The sequence below is a fragment of the Pelagerythrobacter marinus genome (genome assembly GCF_034375205.1).
Lineage (GTDB): Bacteria > Pseudomonadota > Alphaproteobacteria > Sphingomonadales > Sphingomonadaceae > Pelagerythrobacter > Pelagerythrobacter marinus.
The window spans coordinates 2694500-2717611 of record NZ_CP139719.1; the positions used below are offsets into that span (position 1 = coordinate 2694500).

At 71.0% G+C, this 23112-nt stretch carries 22 protein-coding genes; 9 read left to right on the forward strand and 13 right to left on the reverse strand.

What is annotated here, in order from left to right:
• Window positions 1-5: 5 nt before the first annotated feature.
• A complete protein-coding gene (locus tag T8T98_RS13205; protein WP_251104843.1) occupies window positions 6-1250 on the reverse strand; it encodes an RsmB/NOP family class I SAM-dependent RNA methyltransferase in 1245 nt (414 codons plus the stop codon).
• Between the two features lie 55 nt (window positions 1251-1305).
• On the opposite strand from T8T98_RS13205, the gene T8T98_RS13210 reads away from it, so the two are divergent.
• Window positions 1306-1464 (forward strand): DUF1674 domain-containing protein, encoded by a 159-nt coding sequence (locus tag T8T98_RS13210; protein WP_160734035.1) that lies wholly within the window; start codon window positions 1306-1308, stop codon window positions 1462-1464.
• A 44-nt stretch (window positions 1465-1508) separates the two neighbouring features.
• Here T8T98_RS13210 and T8T98_RS13215 read toward each other — a convergent pair whose 3' ends face one another.
• From T8T98_RS13215 to T8T98_RS13230, 4 genes are read right to left on the reverse strand one after another with little or no spacing between them, the layout of a single operon-like run.
• Window positions 1509-2924 (reverse strand): cytochrome P450, encoded by a 1416-nt coding sequence (locus tag T8T98_RS13215; protein WP_251104842.1) that lies wholly within the window; start codon window positions 2922-2924, stop codon window positions 1509-1511.
• A gap of 43 nt (window positions 2925-2967) precedes the next feature.
• Window positions 2968-3990 (reverse strand): ferrochelatase, encoded by a 1023-nt coding sequence (hemH, locus tag T8T98_RS13220; RefSeq protein WP_251104841.1) that lies wholly within the window; start codon window positions 3988-3990, stop codon window positions 2968-2970.
• Window positions 3987-6299: a molybdopterin cofactor-binding domain-containing protein gene (locus T8T98_RS13225; protein ID WP_251104840.1), complete on the reverse strand. Its 2313-nt coding sequence runs from the start codon at window positions 6297-6299 to the stop codon at window positions 3987-3989. The genes hemH and T8T98_RS13225 overlap by 4 nt, the downstream gene beginning before the upstream one ends.
• A 2-nt stretch (window positions 6300-6301) precedes the next feature.
• On the reverse strand, window positions 6302-7267 hold the full coding sequence (locus tag T8T98_RS13230) for an Mrp/NBP35 family ATP-binding protein (RefSeq protein ID WP_251104839.1): 966 nt from the start codon (window positions 7265-7267) through the stop codon (window positions 6302-6304).
• Between the two features lie 146 nt (window positions 7268-7413).
• On the opposite strand from T8T98_RS13230, the gene hflK reads away from it, so the two are divergent.
• From hflK to T8T98_RS13245, 3 genes are all read left to right on the forward strand, one after another.
• Entirely contained in the window at window positions 7414-8541 is a 1128-nt protein-coding gene (hflK, locus tag T8T98_RS13235) for a protease modulator HflK (protein ID WP_251104838.1), read from the forward strand.
• Between the two features lies 1 nt (window position 8542).
• Window positions 8543-9388, forward strand: a complete 846-nt coding sequence (gene hflC / locus T8T98_RS13240; RefSeq protein ID WP_160734041.1) for a protease modulator HflC — start codon at window positions 8543-8545, stop codon at window positions 9386-9388.
• A gap of 130 nt (window positions 9389-9518) precedes the next feature.
• Window positions 9519-11054 carry a Do family serine endopeptidase gene (locus tag T8T98_RS13245; RefSeq protein ID WP_251104837.1) on the forward strand — a complete coding sequence of 512 codons (1536 nt, stop codon included), beginning with the start codon at window positions 9519-9521 and terminating at the stop codon, window positions 11052-11054.
• A gap of 157 nt (window positions 11055-11211) precedes the next feature.
• Here the strand turns inward: T8T98_RS13245 and T8T98_RS13250 are convergent, their stop codons facing one another.
• The 5 genes from T8T98_RS13250 to T8T98_RS13270 form a co-directional block, all read right to left on the reverse strand.
• Window positions 11212-13407, reverse strand: coding sequence for a transglycosylase domain-containing protein (locus T8T98_RS13250; RefSeq protein ID WP_160734043.1), 2196 nt, complete (start codon window positions 13405-13407; stop codon window positions 11212-11214).
• A 120-nt stretch (window positions 13408-13527) separates the two neighbouring features.
• Complete coding sequence (gene msrB / locus T8T98_RS13255; RefSeq protein ID WP_251104836.1) at window positions 13528-13926, reverse strand: peptide-methionine (R)-S-oxide reductase MsrB; 399 nt, start codon at window positions 13924-13926, stop codon at window positions 13528-13530.
• 37 nt (window positions 13927-13963) lie between these two features.
• The gene (locus T8T98_RS13260) at window positions 13964-14635 is read right to left on the reverse strand and encodes a glutathione S-transferase family protein (protein ID WP_160734208.1); all 672 of its coding nucleotides are present in this window, start codon (window positions 14633-14635) and stop codon (window positions 13964-13966) included.
• 152 nt (window positions 14636-14787) lie between these two features.
• Window positions 14788-15285: a hypothetical protein gene (locus tag T8T98_RS13265; protein WP_322295694.1), complete on the reverse strand. Its 498-nt coding sequence runs from the start codon at window positions 15283-15285 to the stop codon at window positions 14788-14790.
• A gap of 78 nt (window positions 15286-15363) precedes the next feature.
• Window positions 15364-15777 (reverse strand): hypothetical protein, encoded by a 414-nt coding sequence (locus T8T98_RS13270; RefSeq protein WP_251104834.1) that lies wholly within the window; start codon window positions 15775-15777, stop codon window positions 15364-15366.
• A 137-nt stretch (window positions 15778-15914) separates the two neighbouring features.
• On the opposite strand from T8T98_RS13270, the gene T8T98_RS13275 reads away from it, so the two are divergent.
• The 5 genes from T8T98_RS13275 (at window position 15915) to fghA (ending at window position 20411) form a co-directional block, all read left to right on the forward strand.
• Window positions 15915-17345, forward strand: coding sequence for an NAD-dependent succinate-semialdehyde dehydrogenase (locus tag T8T98_RS13275; protein ID WP_251104833.1), 1431 nt, complete (start codon window positions 15915-15917; stop codon window positions 17343-17345).
• Between the two features lie 49 nt (window positions 17346-17394).
• Window positions 17395-18507: an S-(hydroxymethyl)glutathione dehydrogenase/class III alcohol dehydrogenase gene (locus T8T98_RS13280; protein ID WP_251104832.1), complete on the forward strand. Its 1113-nt coding sequence runs from the start codon at window positions 17395-17397 to the stop codon at window positions 18505-18507.
• A 61-nt stretch (window positions 18508-18568) separates the two neighbouring features.
• Entirely contained in the window at window positions 18569-18970 is a 402-nt protein-coding gene (locus T8T98_RS13285; protein WP_322295695.1) for a VOC family protein, read from the forward strand.
• Complete coding sequence (locus T8T98_RS13290; RefSeq protein ID WP_322295696.1) at window positions 18943-19488, forward strand: prolyl-tRNA synthetase associated domain-containing protein; 546 nt, start codon at window positions 18943-18945, stop codon at window positions 19486-19488. Before T8T98_RS13285 ends, T8T98_RS13290 begins: the two co-directional genes overlap by 28 nt.
• Before the next feature lie 68 nt (window positions 19489-19556).
• On the forward strand, window positions 19557-20411 hold the full coding sequence (fghA, locus tag T8T98_RS13295) for an S-formylglutathione hydrolase (protein ID WP_251104830.1): 855 nt from the start codon (window positions 19557-19559) through the stop codon (window positions 20409-20411).
• A gap of 31 nt (window positions 20412-20442) precedes the next feature.
• Here the strand turns inward: fghA and T8T98_RS13300 are convergent, their stop codons facing one another.
• From T8T98_RS13300 to metX, 3 genes are all read right to left on the reverse strand, one after another.
• Window positions 20443-21006, reverse strand: a complete 564-nt coding sequence (locus T8T98_RS13300; RefSeq protein WP_251104829.1) for a DUF1993 domain-containing protein — start codon at window positions 21004-21006, stop codon at window positions 20443-20445.
• Between the two features lie 333 nt (window positions 21007-21339).
• Entirely contained in the window at window positions 21340-21960 is a 621-nt protein-coding gene (gene metW, locus T8T98_RS13305; protein ID WP_160734051.1) for a methionine biosynthesis protein MetW, read from the reverse strand.
• On the reverse strand, window positions 21953-23065 hold the full coding sequence (gene metX / locus T8T98_RS13310; RefSeq protein ID WP_251104828.1) for a homoserine O-acetyltransferase MetX: 1113 nt from the start codon (window positions 23063-23065) through the stop codon (window positions 21953-21955). Before metX ends, metW begins: the two co-directional genes overlap by 8 nt.
• Window positions 23066-23112 lie beyond the last annotated feature (47 nt).

The following is a 23112-nucleotide window of genomic DNA, read 5'->3' on the forward strand; positions in this document are numbered from 1 at the left end:
CTCCCCTATTCGCCCGCGGGCTTGCGCCAGCGCGCGATGAAGAACCCGTCCAGCCCCCCGGCCCCGGCCATCATGCCGGGGTCGGTCCGCACGTGCCCGTCGGCGTCGGGCGCCAGCGGGCCGGGCAGTTCGGCTGCCTCGACCGGCACGGGGGGCAGCGCGACCGCCGCGGCGCGCTCCTCCCCCTCCGCGCGCTCCAGCGAACAGCTCGCATAGACCAGCGTGCCACCGGGCTTGAGCCAGGCGGCCGCGCGCTCGATCAGCTTCGCCTGCAATTCCGCCATTTCCGCGATCTGCCGGTCGGTCACGCGATGCAGCACGTCGGGGTGTCGCCGCGCCGTGCCGGTCGCGGTGCAGGGCGCATCGAGCAGGATCGCGTCGAACCGGTGCTTCGGCTCCCACGCCAGGGCATCCGCCCGCACCACGCCCGCCGCCAGCCCGGTCCGTTTCAGGTTGGCGCGCAGCAGTTCCAGCCGCCGTTTCGATATGTCGAGCGCGGTGACCTGCCAGCCCGCGGCAGCGAGTTGGAGCGTCTTTCCGCCCGGCGCGGCGCACAGGTCCAGAGCGTGGCGTCCCTCGCCGGGGCCGAGCAGGCGCGCGGGGAGCGAGGCGGCAAGGTCCTGGACCCACCAGGCGCCGTCGGCAAAACCGGGCAGGTCCTCCACCGCCGTGCCGCGCGGCAGCCGCACGTGGCCGGGCATCAGGCTCTCTCCGCCCAGTTCCACCTGCCAGCGCGCCGTCGCGGCCGGATCGCGCAGGCTGAGGTCGAGCGGGGGCGGCTCGGCCAGGCCCTGCGCGATGGCCCCGGCGCGCGCGCCCCAGCGCGCGGCCACGGCCGGCGGCAGGCCGGGCGCATCGGGCAGCGCCGCGCCCGCGCGCACGAGGGTGGAGAACACCCCGTGCGCCAGCCGCCGCGGCCCGCCGGAAAGGAGCGGCAGCCCGGTCGCGATCACCGCGTGGGGCGGGGTGCCGAGGCGCAGCCACTGGGCCAGCATCAGGCGCAGCACCGCGCGCGCCTTGGCATCGGCGGGCAGGACCTGGCGGGTCGCCCCGTCGATCAGCGCATCGCAATCGACCTGCCAGCGCAGCGCCTCGCTGGCGATCGCCCGCGCCAGCGCCTTGTCCGGCGGACGGCGCACGTCGGCGGTGGCGCCGGGGAAGGCCTGGTCGAGCGTCTCGCCCCGGCGCAGGACGGCGTCGAGCAGGCGGAGCGCGGCGCGGCGCGCGTGGATGCCGGGGGGTTGGGCCATGTCCCGCGCCCTAGCTGCGCTTGAAACCGCGCGCCAGTGGGCGCATCTTCGCGCCATGACCAAGCGCGCGACGAAACGGCCCGCCCCGTTCACCCGGCCGGCCCACTGGACCAACGAGCCGGCACCGGCACCCCGGGCGGCGCAGGAGCGCGAGACGCTCAGCCCCACCCGCTACGGCGACTGGGTGAAGGACGGGATCGCGATCGATTTCTGATCGGCCGCTTCCCGGCCGGGCGGCGCCGGCGGAAGCTGCCCTGTTCACAGCGGGCGGAAGGTCACCTTCAGCCCGTCTTTCGGGCGCGGGATCGGCCAGGCCTGCCACTCGGGCGCATAGCCGGGCTCGATCTCGATCCGATACCGCGTGAGCACCTGCGCCATCAGGATCTTCACCTGCATGTAGGCGAAGTGCAGCCCCAGGCACATGTGCGCGCCGCCGCCGAAGGGGACCCAGGCATATTTGTGCCGCGCCTTCACCTGGTCGGGCGTGAAGCGCAGCGGATCGAACCGCTGGGGATCGGGCCAGTGTTCCTCCATGTGGTGGACGTATTGCGCGTTGATCCCCACCGGGGTGCCGGCCGGAATGCGGTAGCCGCCGAATTCGAAGGCCCGGAGCGCGCGGCGCGGGGTGGACGGGACCGGCGGGATCATCCGCAGCGCTTCCTTGAATGCCATTTCGGTCAGTTCCAGCTTCCCCAGGTCGGCATAGTCGATGTCGCCCCCGCCGCCGGTGATCGCGACGATCTCGGCGCGCAGGCGCTCCTGCCAGTCGGGGTGTCGCGCCAGGAGCTGGACCAGCGTCGTCGCGGAGGACGTGATCGTGTCGTGCGCGGCCATCATCAGGAAGTTCATGTGATCGACCACTTCGTCCACCGGCAGGAGGCTCTCGTCCTCGCGCGTGGCGGTGGCGAACTGGCTGAACATGTCCTGCCCGCCGCCCTCGGCCCGGCGGCGCAGCGTCTCGCGGGTGAAATAATCGACCAGGAACGCCCGCCCTTTCACGCCCCGCCGCATCAGGGTGAACGGCAGGGGCCGCCGCACGGGCGCGACCGAGGCCTGGACCATGTCCACGAATGCCGCGTTGATCCGGTCGGCTTCCGGCCCCCAGGGGATGCCGATGAAGCTGTCCGCCGCGAGGTCGAGCGTCAGCGCCTTGATCGCGGGGTAGAACCGCATCGGCTTGCCGCCCCAGTGCTTCACCGCCTGGGCGATGCCGCGGTTGAGGCTGCCCGCGTAATGCCGCATCGGCCCCGGCTTGAAAGCGATCGACAGCGCCCGGCGATCGGCCCGGTGATGGTCGAAATCCATCAGCATCAGCCCGCGCGGGAACAGGCGATCGAGGATCGGGCCCCAGCCCTGTTCGCTGGAAAACAGCTTGTCGCGATCGAACAGGACCAGCTCGTTCGCGTCGGCCCCGACCAGCGCGACGTTCCACCCGCCGAAGGCCTTGTTGCGATAGACCGGGCCGTAGGTGTCGACCATGCGGCGGGTGAAGGCATGGGGATCGGCCAGCATCCGCAGGGTATTGCCGATCACGGGCAGGCCGCCTTCGCCGGGGATATGCGCGATGTCCGCTTCGCTCAGCACGCCTTCGCGCCAGTGGCGCAGGCGGGGCGCCGTCCCTTCGGCGGGCGATGCGCCGTCCCGTGCAGGCGCGTCGGGTGCAAGCGTAGCCATTGTCGAGTCTCCCTACTTACCGCAGTGTAAGTAGTTCGCCCGGCTAAATCCACCCCGCAAGTTCGCGCCGCACGATCGCCTCCAGCATGGCCATCCCCGGTTCGCGCGCGTTGAGGCAGGCGAGCGCGGCGAAACGCTCTCCCCCCGCCTCGAGAAACTGCTCGCGCCCGCGGATCGCCAGCTCCTCCAGCGTTTCCAGGCAATCGGCGGAGAACCCCGGCGCCGCCACCGCCAGCCGCCGGGTCCCGCGCCGCGCCTCTTCCTCCAGCACCGCGTCGGTCGCCGGCTCCAGCCATTTCGCGCGGCCGAAACGGCTCTGGAACGTCGTTTCGATCCGCAGGTCGGCGCGCCCCAGCGCCTCGCCCACGAGGCGGGCCGTCTTGCGGCAATGGCAATGGTAGGGATCGCCCAGGCGCAGCGTCCGCTCCGGCATTCCGTGGAAGCTGAGAAGCAGGACTTCGGGCACGAAGTCGCGCGCGTCGAGCTGCGCGCCGAGATCGCGCGCGAGCGCATCGATGTAATGCGGATCGTCGTGATAAGGGGGCAGGGTCCGCAGGCTCGGTTGCCAACGCATTGTCCGCAGCTTGTCCGCAGCCTTGTCCACAACCGTGGCCGTCGTCGCCGCGCTATATTGCGGGTAGAGCGGGGCGAGCAGGATCCGCTCGCACCCCGCGTCCATCAGCGCCGCCAGCTCGTCGCCGATCGCCGGGCGGCCGTAACGCATGGCCCAGCGCACCTGCACCCTATCGCCCAGGCGCTGCTGCAGGCCCTGCGCCTGCTCGCGCGTGATCGCCGCCAGCGGCGAACCGTCCTCGGTCCAGACCTGGCGGTAGGCATGGGCGCTTTCCTTCGGCCGCGTGGTCAGGATCGCCCCGCGCAGGATCGGCTGCCACAGGAGGCGCGGCAGCTCGACCACCCGCGGGTCCGACAGGAACTCGGCCAGGTAACGCCGGACCGAGGCGGTATCGGGCGCGTCGGGCGTGCCGAGGTTGACCACCAGCACGCCGATGCCGCCGCTCTTCACCGGCGCGTGGTCGCCGGGCAATTGCTGATTCTTCCAGGTCACAGGCCCTCCGATAGCAGGGGAAGACGCCGCAGGCGAAGCCCGGTCGCCGAATGGAGCGCATTGGCGATCGCCGGCGCGGCCACGGCCACGCCCAGCTCGCCGGGGTCGAAGGGGGGCGCGGCGCTGTCCACGAAATCGACCGCGATCTCGGGCACGTCGGCCAGGGCCGGCAGGTTCATGTCCGCCAGCCGCCGCTGGTCGGGCAGGCCGCGCGCATAGGAGATCGCGGCCCCCAGCGCCTGCGCCATGCCGAAGACCAGCCCGCCTTCCACCTGCTGGCGCGCGAGGTCGAGATTGACGATCCGCCCGATATCGACGCAGACGGCCAGGCGCGAGACGCGCACGCCGCCTTCTTCCTGCCGGGCCGTGGCGATGCAGGCGATCCGCCCGCCGCCCGCCGCCCCGTCGCGCGCGGGATCGTGCATCGCGTGGCAGGCCAGGCCCTTGCCGCTCTGCGCCTGGCCCCCGTCCCATTCGGCCAGCCGCGCGACCCGCTGCAGGCACTCGGCCAGCCGCGGATCGTCGCCCAGCATCTCCATCCGGAACGACAGCGGCTCGCGCCCGTGGCGCTGCGCCACCTCGTCGATGAAACTCTCGACGAAGAAGGCGGTATAGCCATGGGCATTGCCGCGCAGGCGGCCGGCCGGCATCCTGGTATCGGCCGGCACGTGTTCGACCGCGACCTGCGCGATGTCGTATGGCGGCATCGCGCCTTCCACCGCCAGCGCGTCGGCTTCGCCCGCGCTGTTGGCCAGGGCGGCGGCCGCGGTCCGGTTGTCGAACAGGCGGCGGCCGAATTCGCGCGCGGCCGGCTGGACCGCGACGCGGGCCTTGAGCGCGGCCAGACGCCCCTCCCCCCCGGGCACCATGCGCGCGGATACGATCGCGGCCACCGGCGCGCGGGGCCGCCCGGCGAGCTGTTCTTCCCATCGCGACCAGACCAGTTGCACCGGCTGCCCGCGCGCCTGCCCCACCTCGCGCGCGATCAGCGCGGCTTCGATCGCGTGGTCATGCTCCAGCCGGCGGTCGAAGCTGCCGCCCGCGGCCATCGGGTAGAGGATCACCCTCGACGCCGCGATGTCCAGTGCCTCGGCCGCGGCCTGGCGGGCGCGCTCGGGCGCCTGGCTGGCCATCCACAGTTCCAGCCGCCCGTCGGCGAAGCGCGCGGTGACGCTGGCTGTCTCGGGCGTGGCATGCCCCCCCGGCGCGACGTCGTAACGCAGCGCCAGGTCCGGCCCCTCGCCGGGCCCGGCGCCCCAGTCGAACGCCTCGCCGCGCACGGCGACCATCGTGCCGGCCCCGCGCCGCACGGCATCGTCCAGCCGTTCCCCGATCCGCGCGCTTTCGAGCGGCGCGGCGACGCGGAACCGCGGCTTCATCGCGGCCAGCGCGCGATCGGCGGCCCACCAGTTGGTCGCCACCGCCGCCAGCCAGCGCTTGCCCTCCACCACCTGGACCACCCCATCGATCGCGCGGGCGGCGCGCGGGTCGAAACCGGTCAGCTCCGCCCCGCCTGCGGGGCCGTGCTTGATCGCGGCATAGACCATTCCCGGCAGGCGCACGTCGGCCGCGAACAGGAACGTGCCGTCCACCTTGGCCGGCAGGTCCAGCCGGGGGTGCGAGGTCGCGGCATCGGCCTCCCCCGGGATCGGCGCCTCGGCCGGCGGCTGCGCCCTCAACGGCGGGGGATCGGGCGGGGCCATCGTGGCCGCTTCGTCCGCGAGCGCGGCGAAGCTGGCCCGCTTGTCGTCGTGGATCACGAAGCCGGCCGCCGCCTCGCATTCCTCCCACGCCACGCCCCAGCGCGCGGCGGCTGCCATGCACAGCGCCGCGCGGGCGCTGGCCGCCGCCTCGCGGCAGGGCATCTCGAACGCGGCCAGCGTGGTCCCGTCGGCCGTGGCGGTGAAGCGGGTCGATTCGGCGAACCGGCGCGCGAAGAGGCCGTCGGCCCGGTCGGCGAGTCCGGGCAGGAAGGGCATCCACAGCGGCGCCCAGCGCGCGGCGAGCGGGACATTGGCATAGGCCCCGCTGACCGGCGCCGGCTCGACCGCGACCTGGCGCCAGTCCGCGCCCAGTTCCTGCGCGACGACTTGCGGCAGGAGGGTCGTGACCCCCTGCCCCATTTCCAGTTGCGGCACGGCGACGGTAACGACCCCGTCGCGCGCGATCTTCAGCCAGGCGCCGAAGGCATGTTCGTTGCGCCCGGGGGCCAGCGGATCGGCGAAAGTGCGCGGCCGCAGCGCCCATGCCGCGACCAGCCCGCCGCCGACCGCGGCGCCGACCAGCACCCCGCGGCGGCTGATCGCCACGCTCAGGCCGCCCCCTCTTCCAGCCGCGCCGCCAGGCGCCGGGCGATCTCGCGGAAGGCTTCGCCCTGACCGCCCTCGCCCGCCGCGGGCGGGGTGCCGGCGTCGCTCGCCTCGCGGATCGCGGGGGCCAGGGGAATCCGGCCGAGGAAGGGGATTTCGCGCGACAGCGCCTGGGCCTCGGCCCCGCCGCTGCCGAAGGGATCGCTCGCCTCGCCGCAGTGCGGGCACAGGTATCCGGCCATGTTCTCGACCAGGCCGAGCACCGGGATCTGCCCGACTTCGAACATCTGCATCGCGCGGGTCGCGTCGATCAGGGCCAGGTCCTGCGGGGTCGAGACGATCACCGCGCCCGCCGGGCGGAAACGCTGGAGCATCGTGATCTGGACGTCGCCGGTGCCGGGGGGAAGATCGACCAGGAGCAGCTCGGTATCGCCCCAGTTGGCATCGATCAGCTGGCCCAGCGCGCGCCCGGCCATCGGCCCGCGCCAGGCGATCGCGCGGCCCGGTTCGACCAGGTGGCCGATCGACAGCACCGGCACGCCCCAGCGGCTTTCGACCGGGACCAGCTTGTCGTTTTCGGCCACCGGCCGTTCGCCCTCGTTGTCGAGCAACCTGGGCTGCGACGGGCCGTAGATATCCGCATCGACCACCCCGACCTTGTGCCCTTCGCGCGCCAGCGCGACCGCGAGGTTGGCGGTCAGCGTGGACTTGCCGACCCCGCCCTTGCCCGATCCGATCGCGACGATCCGCCGTTCGGGCCGGCTCGCGATCGTCGCCACGCGGACTTCGTCCACCCCCTCGGCCTGGCCCAGCGTGTCGCGCGTCGCCCCTTCCAGGCTTTCGCGCGCGGCGGGGTCGAGCCCGGCGGCATCGAGAATCGCGGTGACCCGGCCGCCCGCCAGCTTGAGCGACTGCACCCGGGCGGCGATCGGCGCGGGCAGGCGGGCTTTCAGCTCCTCTTCGGTCATCGTCCGGGTCCCTAGAGGATGATTGGCGGCGGCGGAAGCATCGGCCGCGCAAAACCCGCCCGCTGCCCCTGTTTTTCCCGATATTGCCACCTATAAAGGTGGGCATGGACATCTTGGGCGGATTCAGGACACGTATTGCGCTGGTCATGGCTGGCAAGAGCCCCTGGGGCGGGAAACCGACTGGCGGGAAACCCACCGGGGGATCGGGCGGCGACGGGGGCGATGCGCCCGACGGCGACCCCGCGCCGGGGGGCGACCCCGCGCGCGGCCCGCGCAATCCCTGGCTGCCGGGGGGCGAGGAACCGCGCCGTTCGGCGAGCATAGAGGACATCTTCAAGCACCGCGGGCCGGAAGGGCCGCGGCGCGGCGGGGGCGGCCCGCGCTTCCGCCTGCCCGAAGGGCCGGGGGGGCGCAACTGGTTCCCGCTCGCGATCGCGGCGATCGCGGCGCTGTGGCTGTTCGTCACCAGCGTCCACCAGGTCGCCCCGCGCGAACAGGGCATCGTCACCTGGCTCGGCGGCAAGTATTCGCAGACGCTCTCCCCGGGCCTGAACTTCACCCTTCCCTGGCCGCTCCAGGTGGTCGAGATCGAGAACGTCAGCCAGATCCGTTCGGAAAGCATCCCGGGCACGAACGAGGAGAAGCTGATCCTCACCGGCGACCAGAACCTGGTCGACCTGTCGTACCTGATCCGCTGGAACATCAAGGACCTGAAGCAGTTCAAGTTCCAGCTCGCCGACCCGGAGGAAACGATCCGCGAAGTGGCCGAGGCGGCGATGCGCGCCTCCGTCGCGGAGCAGGAGCTGGACTCGGTCCTGTCGGGCGAGGGCCGTGCGGAGATCGAGGAACGCGTGCGCACCCGCATGCAGTCGATCCTCGACGCCTATCGCGCCGGCGTGGCGGTGCAGGGTATCGAGATCGAGAAGACCGACCCGCCGACCGAGGTGGTCGAGGCGTTCAAAGACGTTTCGGCCGCGCAGCAGGATGCCGAAACCGCGGTCAACAGCGCGCGCGCCTATGCCCAGCGGATGCTGGCGCGGGCGCAGGGCGACGCCGCGGCGTTCGACAAGATCTACGAGGAATATCGCCTGGCGCCCGAGGTCACGCGCCGGCGGCTCTATTACGAGACCATGGAAAGCGTGCTGGCCAAGACCGACAAGACGATCATCGAATCCGATGGCGTGACGCCTTACCTGCCCCTGCCCGAGGTTCGCCGCCGGGCCCAGGCGCCGGTTCCCGCGCCGCCGCCGGCAAGCGCCCCGGAGGGCCAGTGACATGACCCGCATCTGGAACAATCACAAGGGCGCCGTGATCGCGGTGGGCGTGGCCTTCCTGGCCCTGCTCGCCTCGATGGTCATCGTCCCCGAAACCCACCAGGCGGTGATCATCCAGGGCGGTCGGCCCGACCGCGTGGCCAACCAGTTCAAGCCCGACGCCGCCTATGGCGAAACCGGGGCCGGGATCGTCTTCCGCATCCCCGGCTACGAACGGGTGCAGATGATCGACAAGCGCGTGCTCGATCTCGACATGGATCGCCAGCAGGTCCTGTCCAGCGACCAGCAGCGGCTGCAGGTCGATGCCTATGCGCGGTTCCGCATCATCAACCCCGTGCTGATGGTCGAGAACGCCGGTTCGGAAGAGATCCTGCGCACGCAGCTCTCGCCGATCCTCACCTCCGTGCTGCGGCAGGAACTGGGCCGCCGGCCGTTCGCCGCCCTGCTGACGGCGGAGCGCGGCAGCGCGATGGCCAATATCCGCGACGCGCTCGACCGCGAGGCGCGCAATTACGGCGCGCAGGTGATCGACGTCAGGATCAAGCGCGCCGACCTGCCCGACGGCACGCCGCTCAACGCCGCCTTCACCCGGATGCAGACCGACCGGCAGGAAGAGGCTGCGACGATCCGTGCGCAGGGGGACAAGAACGCCCAGATCATCCGCGCCGAGGCGGAAGCGGAAGCCGCCGCGACATACGCCGCCGCCTATGGCAAGGACCCGGAGTTCTACGACTTCTACCGCGCGATGGAGAGCTATCGCCGGACGTTCGAGCAGGGCAGCGGCGACAGCTCGATGATCCTGTCGCCGGACAACGAGTACCTGCGCCAGTTCCAGGGCGGGAGGTAACCCGTCCCCCGCGCATTCAAGCCGCATTCAGCACCGCGGCCCATCAATCGCGCCGGGACTGCAAGCCGCCTCTCAGCAAGGGGCAAGGACACGCACTGGACATGAAGAGGAAGCAAAGGAAGTGAAGCCCGTGAAATACGCCTATGGCCTGACTTCGGCACTCCTTGTCGGCGGCGCGGCGATCTCGCTCGCGACCGGCTATCCCGCGGGTGCGCAAGTGGCCCAGAACGACGAGAGCCGCATTGCCGGCGCCGTTCCGCGTGCCGGTGCGCCCGAAAGCTTCGCCGACCTGACCGCGCAGCTCCAGCCCGCCGTGGTCAACATCTCGACCAAGCAGCGGGTGGAGGTGCAGACGATGAACCCCTTCGCCGGCACCCCGTTCGAGGGGCTGTTCGGCCGGCGCGGCGGCCAGCAGCCGCAATATCGCGAAGGGCAGTCGCTCGGCTCGGGGTTCATCATCTCGGCCGACGGTTTCGTCGTCACCAACAACCACGTGGTCAGCCCGCCCGGCAGCGCGACGGTGGAGGAAATCACCGTCACCATGCCCGACGGCACCGAGTACCCGGCGGAACTGGTCGGCACCGACCAGCAGTCGGACCTCGCGGTGCTCAAGATCGACCGCGACGAGCCCTTCCCGTTCGTCGAGTTCGGCGATTCGGACCAGGCCCGCGTGGGCGACTGGGTGATCGCGATCGGCAATCCCTTCGGCCTGGGCGGCACGGTGACCAGCGGGATCATCTCCGCCGTCTATCGCACGCCGCCGACCGGCGGCCGGCAGGTCGTGGGCGCCTACGACCGCTACATCCAGACCGATGCCAGCATCAACCGCGGCAATTCGGGCGGCCCGCTGTTCGACATGCGCGGCAACGTGATCGGCATCAACAACGCGATCATCTCCCCCACCGGCGGCAGCGTCGGCATCGGCTTCGCGATCCCGGCGGACATTGCCGCCCCGATCGTCGAGCAGCTGCGCGAAGGCCGTCGGGTGGAGCGCGGCTTCCTCGGCGTCTCGCTCGGCCCCGTGGACGACGATATCGCCGATTCGGTCGGGCTCGACCGGCGGGTGGGCGAGTTCGTGCAGAGCGTGCGCGAAGGCGACCCGGCAGAGCGTGCAGGCATCCGCGCGGGCGACATCATCCTCGAGGTCGACGGGCGGCCCGTGACCCCCGAACGCAGCGTGTCCTACATCGTCGCCAACACCGCGCCGGGCACGCGCCTGCCGATCACGCTCTATCGCAACGGAGAGCGGCGCACGGTCACGGTGACGGTCGGCCAGTACCCGAGCGAGGAAGAGCTGGCCCGCGAACAGCAGACCTTCGACCCGGAAGAAGAGCCGGACATGAGCGAAGGGCCGCAGACCGGCGCGGTCGCCGAACGGCTCGGCATCCAGGTGATAGAGCTGACCCCGCAGATCGCGCGCCAGCTCCGCGCGCCGGCGGATACGCGCGGCGTGGTGATCGCCGCGGTCGATCGCCGGGCCGATGCCGGGCGCAAGGTGACCCGCGGCGACATCATCCTGAGCGCCAATTACAACGAGGTCTCCTCCCCGGAAGAGCTCGAGCAGATCGTGGCCGAAGCCCAGCGCAACGGGCGCGACACGGTGCTCCTGCGGATCCAGCGCGTCGGGGCGCCAAGCCCGTTCTACGTCGGCGTCCGGATGCGCTGACCCGGCCGCGGGCTGCCCCGCGGCACATGGCGCCCGGCGCAGGCAAGGGCCTCCTTCCCCGGCGGGAAGGGGGCCCTTTCCCGTTCGGCCTCTCTTCCCCCTCGGCGCCGGCGGGCGGCGTGTTCCGGCCGCGGCTGGCGCGGGCGGCGGCCGGGCCCTAGTCGGCGGTGGGTGCGGGCGGCAGGCGAAGGGGCTGCGGGGTCGGCGCCGGGCGCGGGGTGGCGCGCGAAGGCTGGGGCGCGGCGCGGCCCTGCGGCTCGGCCCGCCCGGTCGCACGGTCGAGGAAGTCGTCGCTCGCCGCCTGCCCCGCGCCGCCGGGCGGCGTCTCGCGTTCCGGCTCGCCCGCGTCTTCCTGGCGCGATCGGTCGGCGGGCGGGGTCTCGCCCTCGATCGGGAAGGGGAATTCGCCCGGCTCCTGCCGGCGGCCCGGCTCGATCAGGTTGCCCTGCTCGTCGATGTAGTAGTAGTCGTCCGGGTCGCCGTAGTAATACTCGTCGTCCGGCTCCAGCTGCCATTCGGGCAGCTGCAGCTCGGTATCGAACTGCTCCACCGGCCGGTCCCTGACCGCGTAGCGCATGTAGGCGGCGAACGCCTGCGCCGGCGCGCGCCCGCCCTGGAGGCCCGGCACGGCCCGGGCATCGTCGCGCCCCATCCACACGCCGGTGGTGATGCCGCTGGAAAAGCCCAGGAACCACCCGTCCTTGTTCGAATTGGTCGTGCCGGTCTTGCCCGCCACCGGGCGGCCGATCTGCGCCGCGCGGCCGGTGCCGGTGTTGACCGTGGTCTGCAGCAGATCGGTGATCCCGGCGGTCACGTAATCGGGCACCAGCGGGGTCGAGGGCGGCGGATCGTGGCTGTAGAGCGTTTCCCCGCTGGCGGTCGTCACCTTGACGATCCCGTAAGGTTCGACCGAGTTGCCCCCGGCCGAGATCGCGGCGAAGGCGCGGGTCATGTCGATCACGCGCACTTCCGAACTGCCGAGGACCATCGCCGGGTAAGTCGAGATCGGGGTCGTGATCCCGAACCGCCGCGCCATCGAGGCGACGGTGCCGAAGCCGACTTCGTTGCCGAGCTGCGCGGCGACCGTGTTCTTCGAATAGGCGAAGGCGGTCCGCAGGTCGATCTCGCCGGCGAAATTGCCGCCCGAGTTGCGCGGGCTCCACCCGTCGATCGTCACCGGGGCATCGACCACCCGGTCTTCGGGCGTATAGCCCGCTTCGAGCGCGGAGAGATAGACGAACAGCTTCCACGCCGATCCCGGCTGGCGCACGGCGTCGGTCGCGCGGTTGTAATTGGTGGTGACGTAATCTGTGCCGCCGACCATGGCGAGGATCGCCCCGTCGCGGTCGAGGCTGACCAGCGCGCCCTGCGCCCCGCCCGGCGTGTTCGACTTGATCGCCGCGGTCGCCGCGCGCTGCATCCCGACGTCGATCGTGGTCCAGACCTCGATCGGCTCGAACGTCTCGGGCAGCAGCAGGTCGAGCTGCGGCAGGGCCCAGTCGGTGAAGTAACGGACCGAGTTCTGGCCCCGGTCCTCCTTCAGCTTGACGGCGGAAGGATCGACGCTCGCCTCGCTCGCCGAGATCCGCCCCTGTTCGCGCATCAGCCGCAGGACCACGTTGGCCCGGCCGACCGCGGCATCGACGTCGGCGGTGGGGGAATAGCGGCTCGGCGCCTTGACCAGCCCGGCGATGATCGCCGCCTCGGCCGTCGAAAGCTCGGTCGCCGGGTGGCTGAAGAACTTGCGGCTCGCGCTGTCCACGCCATAGGCGCCGCCGCCGAAATAGACCTTGTTCAGGTACAGCTCGAGGATCTGCTCCTTCGAGAACTTCCATTCGAGCGCGAGCGCGAGGACCGCCTCGCGCAGCTTGCGGTCGAGCGTGCGGTTGGAATTGAGGAAGATGTTGCGCGCCAGCTGCTGGGTGATCGTCGAGGTCGCGGAAATGCGCCCGTCGCCGGTCATCGCGACCCAGAACGCGCGCGCCAGGCCATAAGGGTCGATCCCCGGGTGCGAGTAATAGCGGCGATCCTCGACCGAGATCATCGCGTCCTTCATCACCTGGGGGATCTCGTCGCTGTCGAGCCACTTGCCGTAACTCGGCCCCAGTTCGACGATCTCGGTCCCGTCGCGCGCGCGCACGACGATCGTCTGCGCGGTCTGCGATGCCCTGAGCTCCGAATAAGTCGGCAGCGACCGCGCGGCGAAAGCCACGGCCAGCCCCAGGAACAGGGCGCCGAGCAGCGCCAGCGCGCCGCCCCAGACGAAGAGGCGCCGCAACCAGCGTTTCCAGCCTGTCGGTCCGGTCCGGCCGGTGGACCTGGCGCCTTTCCGCCGGCTGCCCCGCTTCGCCATCAGTCTGCGTTCACCTCTTTGCGGGCCGCGCGGCCCGGTCTTTCGCTTTCCGCCCGGTGCATAGGGGAGTTGTAACGCGGCGTGAACGGCCCGGCGCGATTAATCCTCCGGCAGGCGCGGTCATTCCTCCGGCGCGAAGTCGAGCGCCGCCGAATTGATGCAATACCGCAGGCCGTCCGGCCCCGGCCCGTCGGGGAAGACGTGGCCCAGGTGCCCGTCGCAGCGGGCGCAGACGACCTCGGTGCGGACCATGCCGTGGCTGGTATCGCGGTGCGCCTCCACCGCCTCGCCGCTGGCGGGCGCGGTGAAGCTCGGCCAGCCCGAACCGCTGTCGTATTTCGCCGCGCTGTCGAACAGGGGCAGGCCGCAGGCGGCACAGCGATATTCGCCGGCCTGGCCGTTCTTCTCGTACTTGCCGGTGAAGGCGCGCTCGGTCCCGTCTTCGCGCAGGACGCGGTACTGTTCGGGCGTCAGCCGCTGGCGCCACTCGGCTTCCGATAGCTGGATCTTGTCGGGCATCGTGCAGGCTTCCTCTCGCTGGCGTGGCCCGGCGGGATCAGGCGTCCAGTTCCGCGTAGTGGCGCGGCGGCTGGATCACTTCCATGCGCTCTGACAGGAGCGGGCGGAACGAGGGGCGGCTCTTGAACACCGAGTACCACCCGCGCGTCTGCTCGTGCCCGGTCCAGTCGATCCCGCCGAGGTAGTCGGCAACCGATATCTGGGCAGCCGCGGCGAGGTCCGCAAGGCTCATCGTCGCGCCCGCCAGCCAGGTGCGGTTGTCGATCAGCCAGTCGATGTAATCGAGGTGCCCGTGGGCCAGCTTCATCGCCTCGCGCAGGATCCGCGAATCGGGCGGCTGGCGCAGGACGAGCCGCTTCTTCATCCGTTCGTGCAGCAGCGGCATCGTCACGTCGCCGAAGAAGTTCTCGTCGAACAGCGCGACGAGCCGGCGGATCTCCGCCCGGTTGGCGGCGGTGCCGTTGATCATCGGCGCCTTGTCCACCGTCTCTTCGAAATACTCGCAGATCGCGCGGCTGTCGGACAGGGCGATCCGGCGGTCGGGATCGTGCAGTACCGGGGTCCGCCCGGCGGGGTTGAGCGCCCAGAACTCGTCGCTCGCGTCCCACGGGTTCTCGCGCCACAGCTCGTAGCCGACACCCTTTTCGCTCAGGAGAAGGCGAACCTTGCGACTGAAGGGACAGAGCGGGAACTGGTAGAGGCGCCACATATGCATCCCCGCTCATGCCGGATGCGCGCGGAGCCGTCCAGCCCGCCCCTTACCGGCGCGCGGCAGGGCGCGGACCGTGCGCGCCAGCCTGCCCGGCGCCAGCCCGCCCGACGCCAGCCTGCCCGACGCCAGCCCGCCCGACGCCACCCGGCCTAGCGCCCGCCGCGGCGCGCTTCCTCCAGCGCTTCCATCAGCCGGCCGGCCATGTCGGCCAGGATCGGGCGCACCGTCTCGACCGTGCCGGCCATCGCCGCCGCACGGTCGAGCGCGCGGGGCAGTTCCTGCGCCGCGCGGGCCGGGATCTCGCCCGCTTCGGGGCGCATCTTGCGCAGCGTGAGGTCGGGATCGACGCTGGCCGGATCGCGGCCCGCGGCCTCGGCCATCGGCTCGACGATCGGGGCGAGCGGCAGGTCGAGCAGGACTTCGCCCAGCACCGCGACGGTCGCGGCGAGGCTTTCCTGCATCGCCGGGTCGCGCAGCTGCTGCGACAGGGGCGGCTCGCCGGCGTGGACCGCGCCGTCCGCCGGCGCGACGGGATGCTCGGGCGGATGCTCGGGCGGATGCTCGGGCGGATGCTCGGGCGGCAGCTGGGCCTGCGCGGCGGCCGGCAGCGCGACAAGCAGGGCGGCGGGCAGGGCAAGAATGCGCATCGTGGCTCTCCGATTCGTTCGCCCCGCCGTGCCGCCGGGCGGCTGACCGGGCGGTGAACGATGCGCCGAGCCGTGCCGTCAGAGCCCCGAGGCGTCGAGCAGGAGCAGGCAGGGCGGCATGACCGCGTCGAGCATGTCCCCCCGGGCGAGATCCTCGTACTCGCCCCGCAGGAGCTGCGCGACCGCCGCGCGGTCGAGCCCGGCGCGGTCCATGATCTGCGCCGCGCTGCGCACGAAGAACTCGCGCCCGCGCGCGGCCATCGGGGGATAGGCCGCCATTGCCGGCTCGCCCGCCGCCTGCCCCTGCGCGACCAGCGCGAAGGCGGCGGAACAGCGCAGCGCGGTCCGCTCCCCGGCCTCCAGCGGCACAGCGCTCGCGGCAGGCCCGGCGGCGTCCTGCGCGCGCACCGGGGCGGGGGCGAACGCTGCGAGCGGGAGCAGGAGCGCGCATGCAGCAGCGAGCGGGGCGAAGATGCGGATCGGGCCGGTCATGGCCCCACCCTATAGGGCGCGCGATGAACGCTTGCCAACGCGGCCCGGTTGACGCGGCCCCCGCGCGCCGCCATCCCCCGCGCGAGTTGCGAGCACCCGGGGACGCCCCCCGGCGACGAACATCAGGAGCTGCGCTTATGGCCGACTACCCTTCCCTCCACCTGCTGATCGGCGGGGAACAGCTTTCGGGCGACGGTCGCGAGAGCGAGGACGTGATCGACCCGGCGACCGGCGAGACGATCGGCACCCTGCCCCATGCCGGCACCGACGACCTCGACCGCGCGCTGGACGGCGCGCGCCGGGGCTTTCGCGAATGGCGCGACACCCCGGCCGACAAGCGCGCGGCGATCCTGACCAAGGCCGCCGGCCTGATCCGCGAACGGGCGCGCGAGATCGGCCCCGCGATGACGCGCGAACAGGGCAAGCCGGTGAAGGAAGCGATCGGCGAGACGATCTACTGCGCGATGCTGCTCGAATTCTACGCGCAGGAGATCAAGCGCATCTACGGCCGCACGCTGGTGCGCCCGTCGGGCCAGCGGGTCGAGGTGCAGTATCACCCGGTCGGCCCGGTGGCCGGTTTTGCGGCGTGGAACTTCCCCGCGATCAACGTCATGCGCAAGATCGGCGGCGCGCTGGCGGCGGGCTGTTCGGTGATCGTCAAGCCGAGCGAGGAAACGCCCGCCGGCGGGATCGCGATGGTCCAGGCGCTGATCGACGCCGGGGTCCCGGGCGACGCGGTGCAATGCGTGTTCGGCGTGCCCGACACGGTCAGCCGCCACCTCCTCGCCTCGCCGGTGATCCGCAAGGTCACCTTCACCGGCTCGACCGCGGTCGGCAAGCACCTGGCCCGGCTGGCGGCCGACGACCTGAAGGTGGCGACGATGGAGCTGGGCGGCCACGCCCCGGTGCTGGTCTTCGCCGACAGCGACATCGATGCCGCGCTCGATACGATGGTCCCGACCAAGTACCGCAACGCCGGGCAGGTCTGCGTGAGCCCGACGCGCTTCCTGGTGGAAGAACCGGTGTTCGAGAAGTTCCGCGACGGTTTCGTCGAACGGGCGAAGCAGGTCGCCGTCGGCAGCGGGTTCGAAGACGGCACCCAGATGGGGCCGCTGGCCAATTCGCGCGGCCTCGATTCGATGGAGAAGCTGCTCGGCAACGCGCAGGAGAAAGGCGCGAAGCTGCTCGCGGGCGGATCGCGGATCGGCAACCGCGGCTATTTCCACGAGCCGACCGTGCTGAGCGAAGTCCCCCTCGATGCCGAGATCATGAACGAAGAGCCGTTCGGCCCGGTCGCGCTGATCAACCCGATGGCGGGCGAAGAGGCGATGATCGAGGAAGCGAACCGCCTGCCCTATGGCCTCGCGGCCTATGCCTGGACCGACAACCCGGCCCGCCGCCGGCGGCTCGCGGCCGAAGTCGAGGCCGGGATGCTCGCGATCAACGGCGGCGGCGTTTCCGCGGTCGATGCCCCGTTCGGCGGGGTCAAGTGGTCCGGCTATGGCAGCGAGGACGGGCGCGAAGGCGTGATGGCCTGCATGGTGCCCAAGACGGTGCACGAAAGCTGACCGGCCCCGCTGCCGCCGCTCCCCCCCTTTCGTTCCAGGAGATCCCCCGATGAAAACCCGCGCCGCCGTCGCCTTCGCCCCCAAGCAGCCGCTCGAGATCGTCGAGCTCGACCTCGAAGGGCCCAGGGCGGGCGAAGTCCTGGTCGAGATCATGGCCACCGGCATCTGCCACACCGACGCCTACACGCTCGACGGGCACGACAGCGAAGGCATCTTTCCGTCGGTCCTGGGCCACGAGGGCGCGGGGATCGTGCGCGAGGTGGGCACGGGCGTGACCAGCGTGAAGCCCGGCGACCACGTGATTCCGCTCTACACCCCCGAATGCCGCCAGTGTAAGTCGTGCCTTTCGGGCAAGACCAACCTTTGCACCGCGATCAGGGCGACGCAGGGCCAGGGGCTGATGCCCGACGGCACGACGCGCTTTTCCTACAAGGGGGAGCCGATCTACCACTACATGGGCTGCTCGACCTTCTCGAACTTCACCGTCCTGCCCGAAATCGCGGTCGCCAGGATCCGCGAGGACGCGCCCTTCCAGACCAGCTGCTACGTCGGCTGCGGCGTCACCACCGGCGTCGGCGCGGTGACCAACACCGCCAAGGTGCAGGTCGGCGACAATGTCGTGGTCTTCGGGCTCGGCGGGATCGGGCTCAACGTGATCCAGGGCGCGCGGCTGGCCGGCGCGGGGATGATCGTGGGCATCGACATCAACCCCGACCGCGAGGAATGGGGCCGCAAGTTCGGCATGACCCACTTCCTCAACACCAAGGGCATGAGCCGCGAGGACGTGGTCGCCAAGGTGGTCGAGATGACCGATGGCGGCGCCGATTACACGTTCGACTGCACCGGCAATACCGAGGTCATGCGGACCGCGCTCGAGGCCTGCCATCGCGGCTGGGGCACCTCGATCGTGATCGGCGTGGCCGAAGCGGGCAAGGAAATCGCGACGCGCCCGTTCCAGCTCGTGACCGGGCGCAACTGGCGCGGCACGGCCTTCGGCGGGGCCAGGGGGCGCACCGACGTGCCCAAGATCGTCGACTGGTACATGGACGGCAAGATCGAGATCGACCCGATGATCACCCATGTCCTGTCGCTGGAGGAGATCAACAAGGGCTTCGACCTGATGCATTCGGGTGAAAGCATCCGCAGCGTCGTCGTCTATTGACCTCGCGCGGCAGGCCGATACAGGTATCTAATCGAAACCTACTTTTCGGGAGAGATCCGCCATGTTCAATCACGTCATGATCGGTGCCAACGACATCGAGCAATCGCGCGCGTTCTACGACGCGGTGCTCGGCACGCTCGGCTTCGAAGGGGAGCCGATCCGCAATGTCTCGGCGAGCGGGCATACGCGCCTGTTCTACGTCCACGACGGCGGCACGCTGTGCCTGACCGAGCCGATCAACGACCAGCCGGCGACCGGCGCCAACGGCGGCACGATCGGCTTCAAGTGCGATTCGCCCGAACAGGTGAAGGCGTTCCACGATGCCGGGGTCACCGCCGGCGGCACCTCGGTCGAGGACCCGCCCGGCCCGCGCGATGGCGGGGTGATGGGCACCGTCCATCTCAGCTACGTGCTCGACCCGGCGGGCAACAAGCTGTGCGCGATCCACAGGCCGCAGGCCTGACCGACACCGCCGCCGGCGGGCGGCGCGGCGAGGCGGGATTGCTGGCGGACCTGCGGGCGCTGGCGATCCCGTTCGCGGCGCACGAGCACCCGGCGACCTTCACCGTCGCCGAAAGCCGCGCGCTCGACGCCGGCATTCCCGGCGCGCACAGCAAGAACCTGTTCCTGAAGGACGCGGGCGGCGCGTTCTGGCTGGTCACCGTGCCCGCGGCGGCGCGGGTGGACCTCAAGGCCCTGCCCGCCGCGCTCGGATGCCGCCGGCTCAGCTTCGCCCGGGCGGCGGAGATGGAGCGGCTGATCGGCGTGTCGCCCGGATCGGTCACCCCGCTGGCGATGATCGATGCCGCGCCCGGCACGGTGACGCCGGTGATCGATGCCGGGCTGGCGCGGGCGGAACGGGTCAACGTCCACCCCTTGCGCAACACCGCCACCATCGGCCTTGCCGGGGCCGGGGTGCTGCGCCTCCTGCGCCACTGGGGGCACGCGCCGGTCGTGATCGCGGTCCCCGTCGCCGCCTGACCGCCCGCGGCCGCGCACTGCGCGGCGATCCTTCGACAAGTCGGCGCCAAGGCGATAGAGCGCCGCGCATGACCATCGAGACCACCAGCACCAATCGCGCCCATGGCGGCACCCAGGGCGTCTATCGCCATGCCTCGGCCGTTACCGGCACGCCGATGACGTTCTCGGTCTTCGTGCCCGACCATGCGCCGGGCGCGCGCCTGCCGGTGCTATGGTATCTCTCCGGCCTCACCTGCACCCATGCCAACGTGACCGAGAAGGGCGAATATCGCGCGGCCTGCGCGCGGCACGGGGTGATCTTCGTCGCCCCCGACACCAGCCCGCGCGGCGATGACGTGCCCGACGCGGCGGACGAGTACGATTTCGGCCAGGGCGCGGGGTTCTACCTCGATGCCACGCAGGACCCGTGGGCGAAGAACTACCGGATGCGCAGCTATATCGAGCGCGAACTGCCCGAACTCGTCGCGGCCCATTTCCCCGCCGACATGGCGCGCCAGTCGATCACCGGCCATTCGATGGGCGGGCACGGCGCGCTGACCATCGGCCTGCGCAACCCGGACCGCTTCCGCTCCATCAGCGCCTTCGCCCCGATCGTCGCGCCCGGCGAAGTGCCGTGGGGCGAGAAGGCGCTCGGCCGCTACCTCGGCGGCGACCGCGCCGCATGGCGCGAATACGACGCCGTCGCACTGATAGAGGACCGCTTCGCCAAGGCGGGCGGGCGCCATCCGCACCTGCTGGTGGATCAGGGCACGGCCGACGATTTCCTGGTCGAACAGCTGCGCACCCACCGCCTGGCGGAAGCCTGCCAGGCCGCCGGCATCGACGCCACGATCCGCCTCCAGGCGGGCTACGACCACTCGTACTATTTCATCTCGACCTTCATGGCCGAACACGTCGAATGGCACGCCCGCTGGCTGGGATGAGGGGCAGCGCGCCTGCTTCGACCCCGCCGTTTCAGCCCTGCGGCGCCGTTCCCGGCCGCAAGTACGCGAACATGTGCGCGACGTAATCGGCCTTGCCCAGTTCGATCCCGCGATGGCGCAGGATGGCATAGGCGGTCATGACGTGGAAATAGAACTGGCCGATCGCCCAGTCGCGGACATACTGGTCGAGCGTGAGGTCGAAGATCATGCCCGTGGGCAATTCGTGCGCGACGGCGCGATCGGGGGCGCCGCCGTCCAGATCGCCGGAAAGCGAGCGGACGAGCGAGAGCGTTTCCTCGATCCGCGTGCGCGCCTGCGCCATCGTCCCCGGGGCCTCCCCGGCATTGCGCCCCTCGTCGAGCAATTCGGTCAGCGCAGGCGGAAAGGCCTCGTCCCACAGGCGAAACAGGCCCTCCTGCGCCTGGACGCAGGCGAAGCGGACCTGAGTCGAGAGCGGGAACATGTCCGGCACCAGCCGCGCCGAAAGCAGCGCGTCGGCTTGTTCAGGCGCCTGCGCCTGCGCCTTGTCGAGCCAGCCGGCCAGCGCCGTCAGCATCTGCACATATGTGGGAACGAGAAAATCTGCCGGCGTCATGATCGACCTTCCATGATGTTGCGCCCGGAGGCCCGGCCGCGCGCATAACACCCCCCGATCCCGCCACCTACCGGCCATGCGGCGCCGCGCCGAACGACCGTTTTCCTACAGGCCCCGGGACCTGCTAGCAGCGCCTGAACGCTCTTTCGCATCGTGGGTCGTCCATCCCGTTCTCGCGCGCTGCGCGGGCAGTCGATTGCTTGCGCCCCGCAGGCCGGCGCGCGCGGGCATCTGTCCGTCACCCTGTGATGTGGCGGCGCAAGGCCTTGTTTTTGCCGATCAAATCGGGGGCGGGCGAAAGTGACGCGGTGTCACCTTTGTCCGGCCTTTCGATCAGGGGACGGGCCGCGCCCGGGCCGTGCGGACTTCGAACAGGGCATATTCGGCGCGCCAGTTCGCGCCTGCCGCGCCCACTTCGCGGTCGGCGGTGAAGAACCAGCGGTTTTCGATTGCGATGCCGAGCTGCGCGGTCAGCTCCTCGAAATCCTTGACCGTCATGTGGTGGATATTGGCCGTTTCGTACCAGGTCACCGGCAGGTGCCGCGTCACCGGCATCCGCCCGCGCCGCATCAGCGCCCAGCGCATCCGCCAGTAGGCGAAGTTGGGGAAGGAGACGAAGGCCCGGCGGCCCACGCGCAGCAGTTCCGCCAGCATCCGGTCGGGCCGCGCGGCGGTCTGCAAGGTCTGGCTGAGGATCGCGACGTCGAACGCGCCGTCGGGGTAGAAGGCGAGATCGCGGTCGGCATCGCCCTGCACCACGCTCAGGCCCCGCGCGACGCAGCGTTCGACCAGGTCGGGATCGATCTCTATCCCGCGCGCATCGACGTTGCGGCTCTGCTGCAGCGCCGCCATCAGCGCGCCGTCGCCGCAGCCGACGTCGAGCACGCGCACGCCCGGGGGCACCTGGCGCGCGATGACCGCGAGATCGGGCCGCAGGCTCGCCAGCTCAGCCATCGAGGAAGCCCTTCACCACCCGGTCGAGCGCGGGAACGTCGAGCAGGAAGCTGTCGTGCCCGAAGGGGGAAGACAGCTCGACGAAACTGACCGGCGCGCCCGCGGCATTGAGCGCGTGGACGACGTGCCGGCTTTCCGCGGTGGGATAGAGCCAGTCGGTGTCGAAACTGACCAGGCAGAACCGCGCCCCCCTGCCCATCGCGTGGCCGGAAAAGGCATCGGCCAGCTTGCCGCCGTGCTCTTCCGCGATGTCGAGGTAATCCATCGCGCGGGTGATATAGAGGTAGGAATTGGCGTCGAAACGCCGGGTAAACCCGCTGCCCTGGTAACGCAGGTAGCTTTCGACCTGGAAATCGGCGTCGAAGCCGAAGCTCTTGGCCGAACGGTCCTGCAACCGGCGGCCGAACTTCTCGGTCAGGCCCGCTTCGGAAAGATAGGTGATATGCGCGGCCATGCGCGCCACGGCCAGCCCGGCATCGGGCGTCGAATCGTGGCCGTAGTAATCGCCTTCGCGCCAGTTGGGATCGGCCATGATCGCCTGCCGGCCGACTTCGTGGAAGGCGATGTTCTGCGCCGAATGGCGCGCAGTCGTGGCAATGGCGAGGACGCGCGCCGCCCGCTCGGGGAAATTGGCCGCCAGGCTCAGCGCCTGCATCCCGCCCATCGACCCGCCGACGACCGCGTGGAGCCGCTCTATCCCCAGCCCGTCGAGCAGGGCGACGAGGCCGCGGACCATGTCGCGCACGGTGATGACGGGGAAGCGCATGCCCCAGGGCTTGCCGTCGGGCGCGGGGCTGGCCGGCCCGGTCGATCCCATGCAACTGCCGATCACGTTGGCGCAGATGACGTGATAACGGTCGGTATCGATCGGCTTGCCCGGCCCGACCGTCCGTTCCCACCAGCCGGGCTTGCCGGTGACGGGATGGGCGCTGGCAAGGTACTGGTCGCCGGTCAGCGCGTGGCAGACGAGGATCGCGTTGCCCTTGTCCGCCGCCAGCTCGCCATATGTCTGGTAAGCGATCGTCGCGCCTTCCAGCGCCTGCCCGCCGTCGAGCGGGAGCGGGCCGGGCAGCGCGTAGCTGTGTGAGGGGGCGGCGGCGGTCATTGCGGCGCGGGGATTGGGCGGCTGCCGCGCGCCTGTCAACACATCCG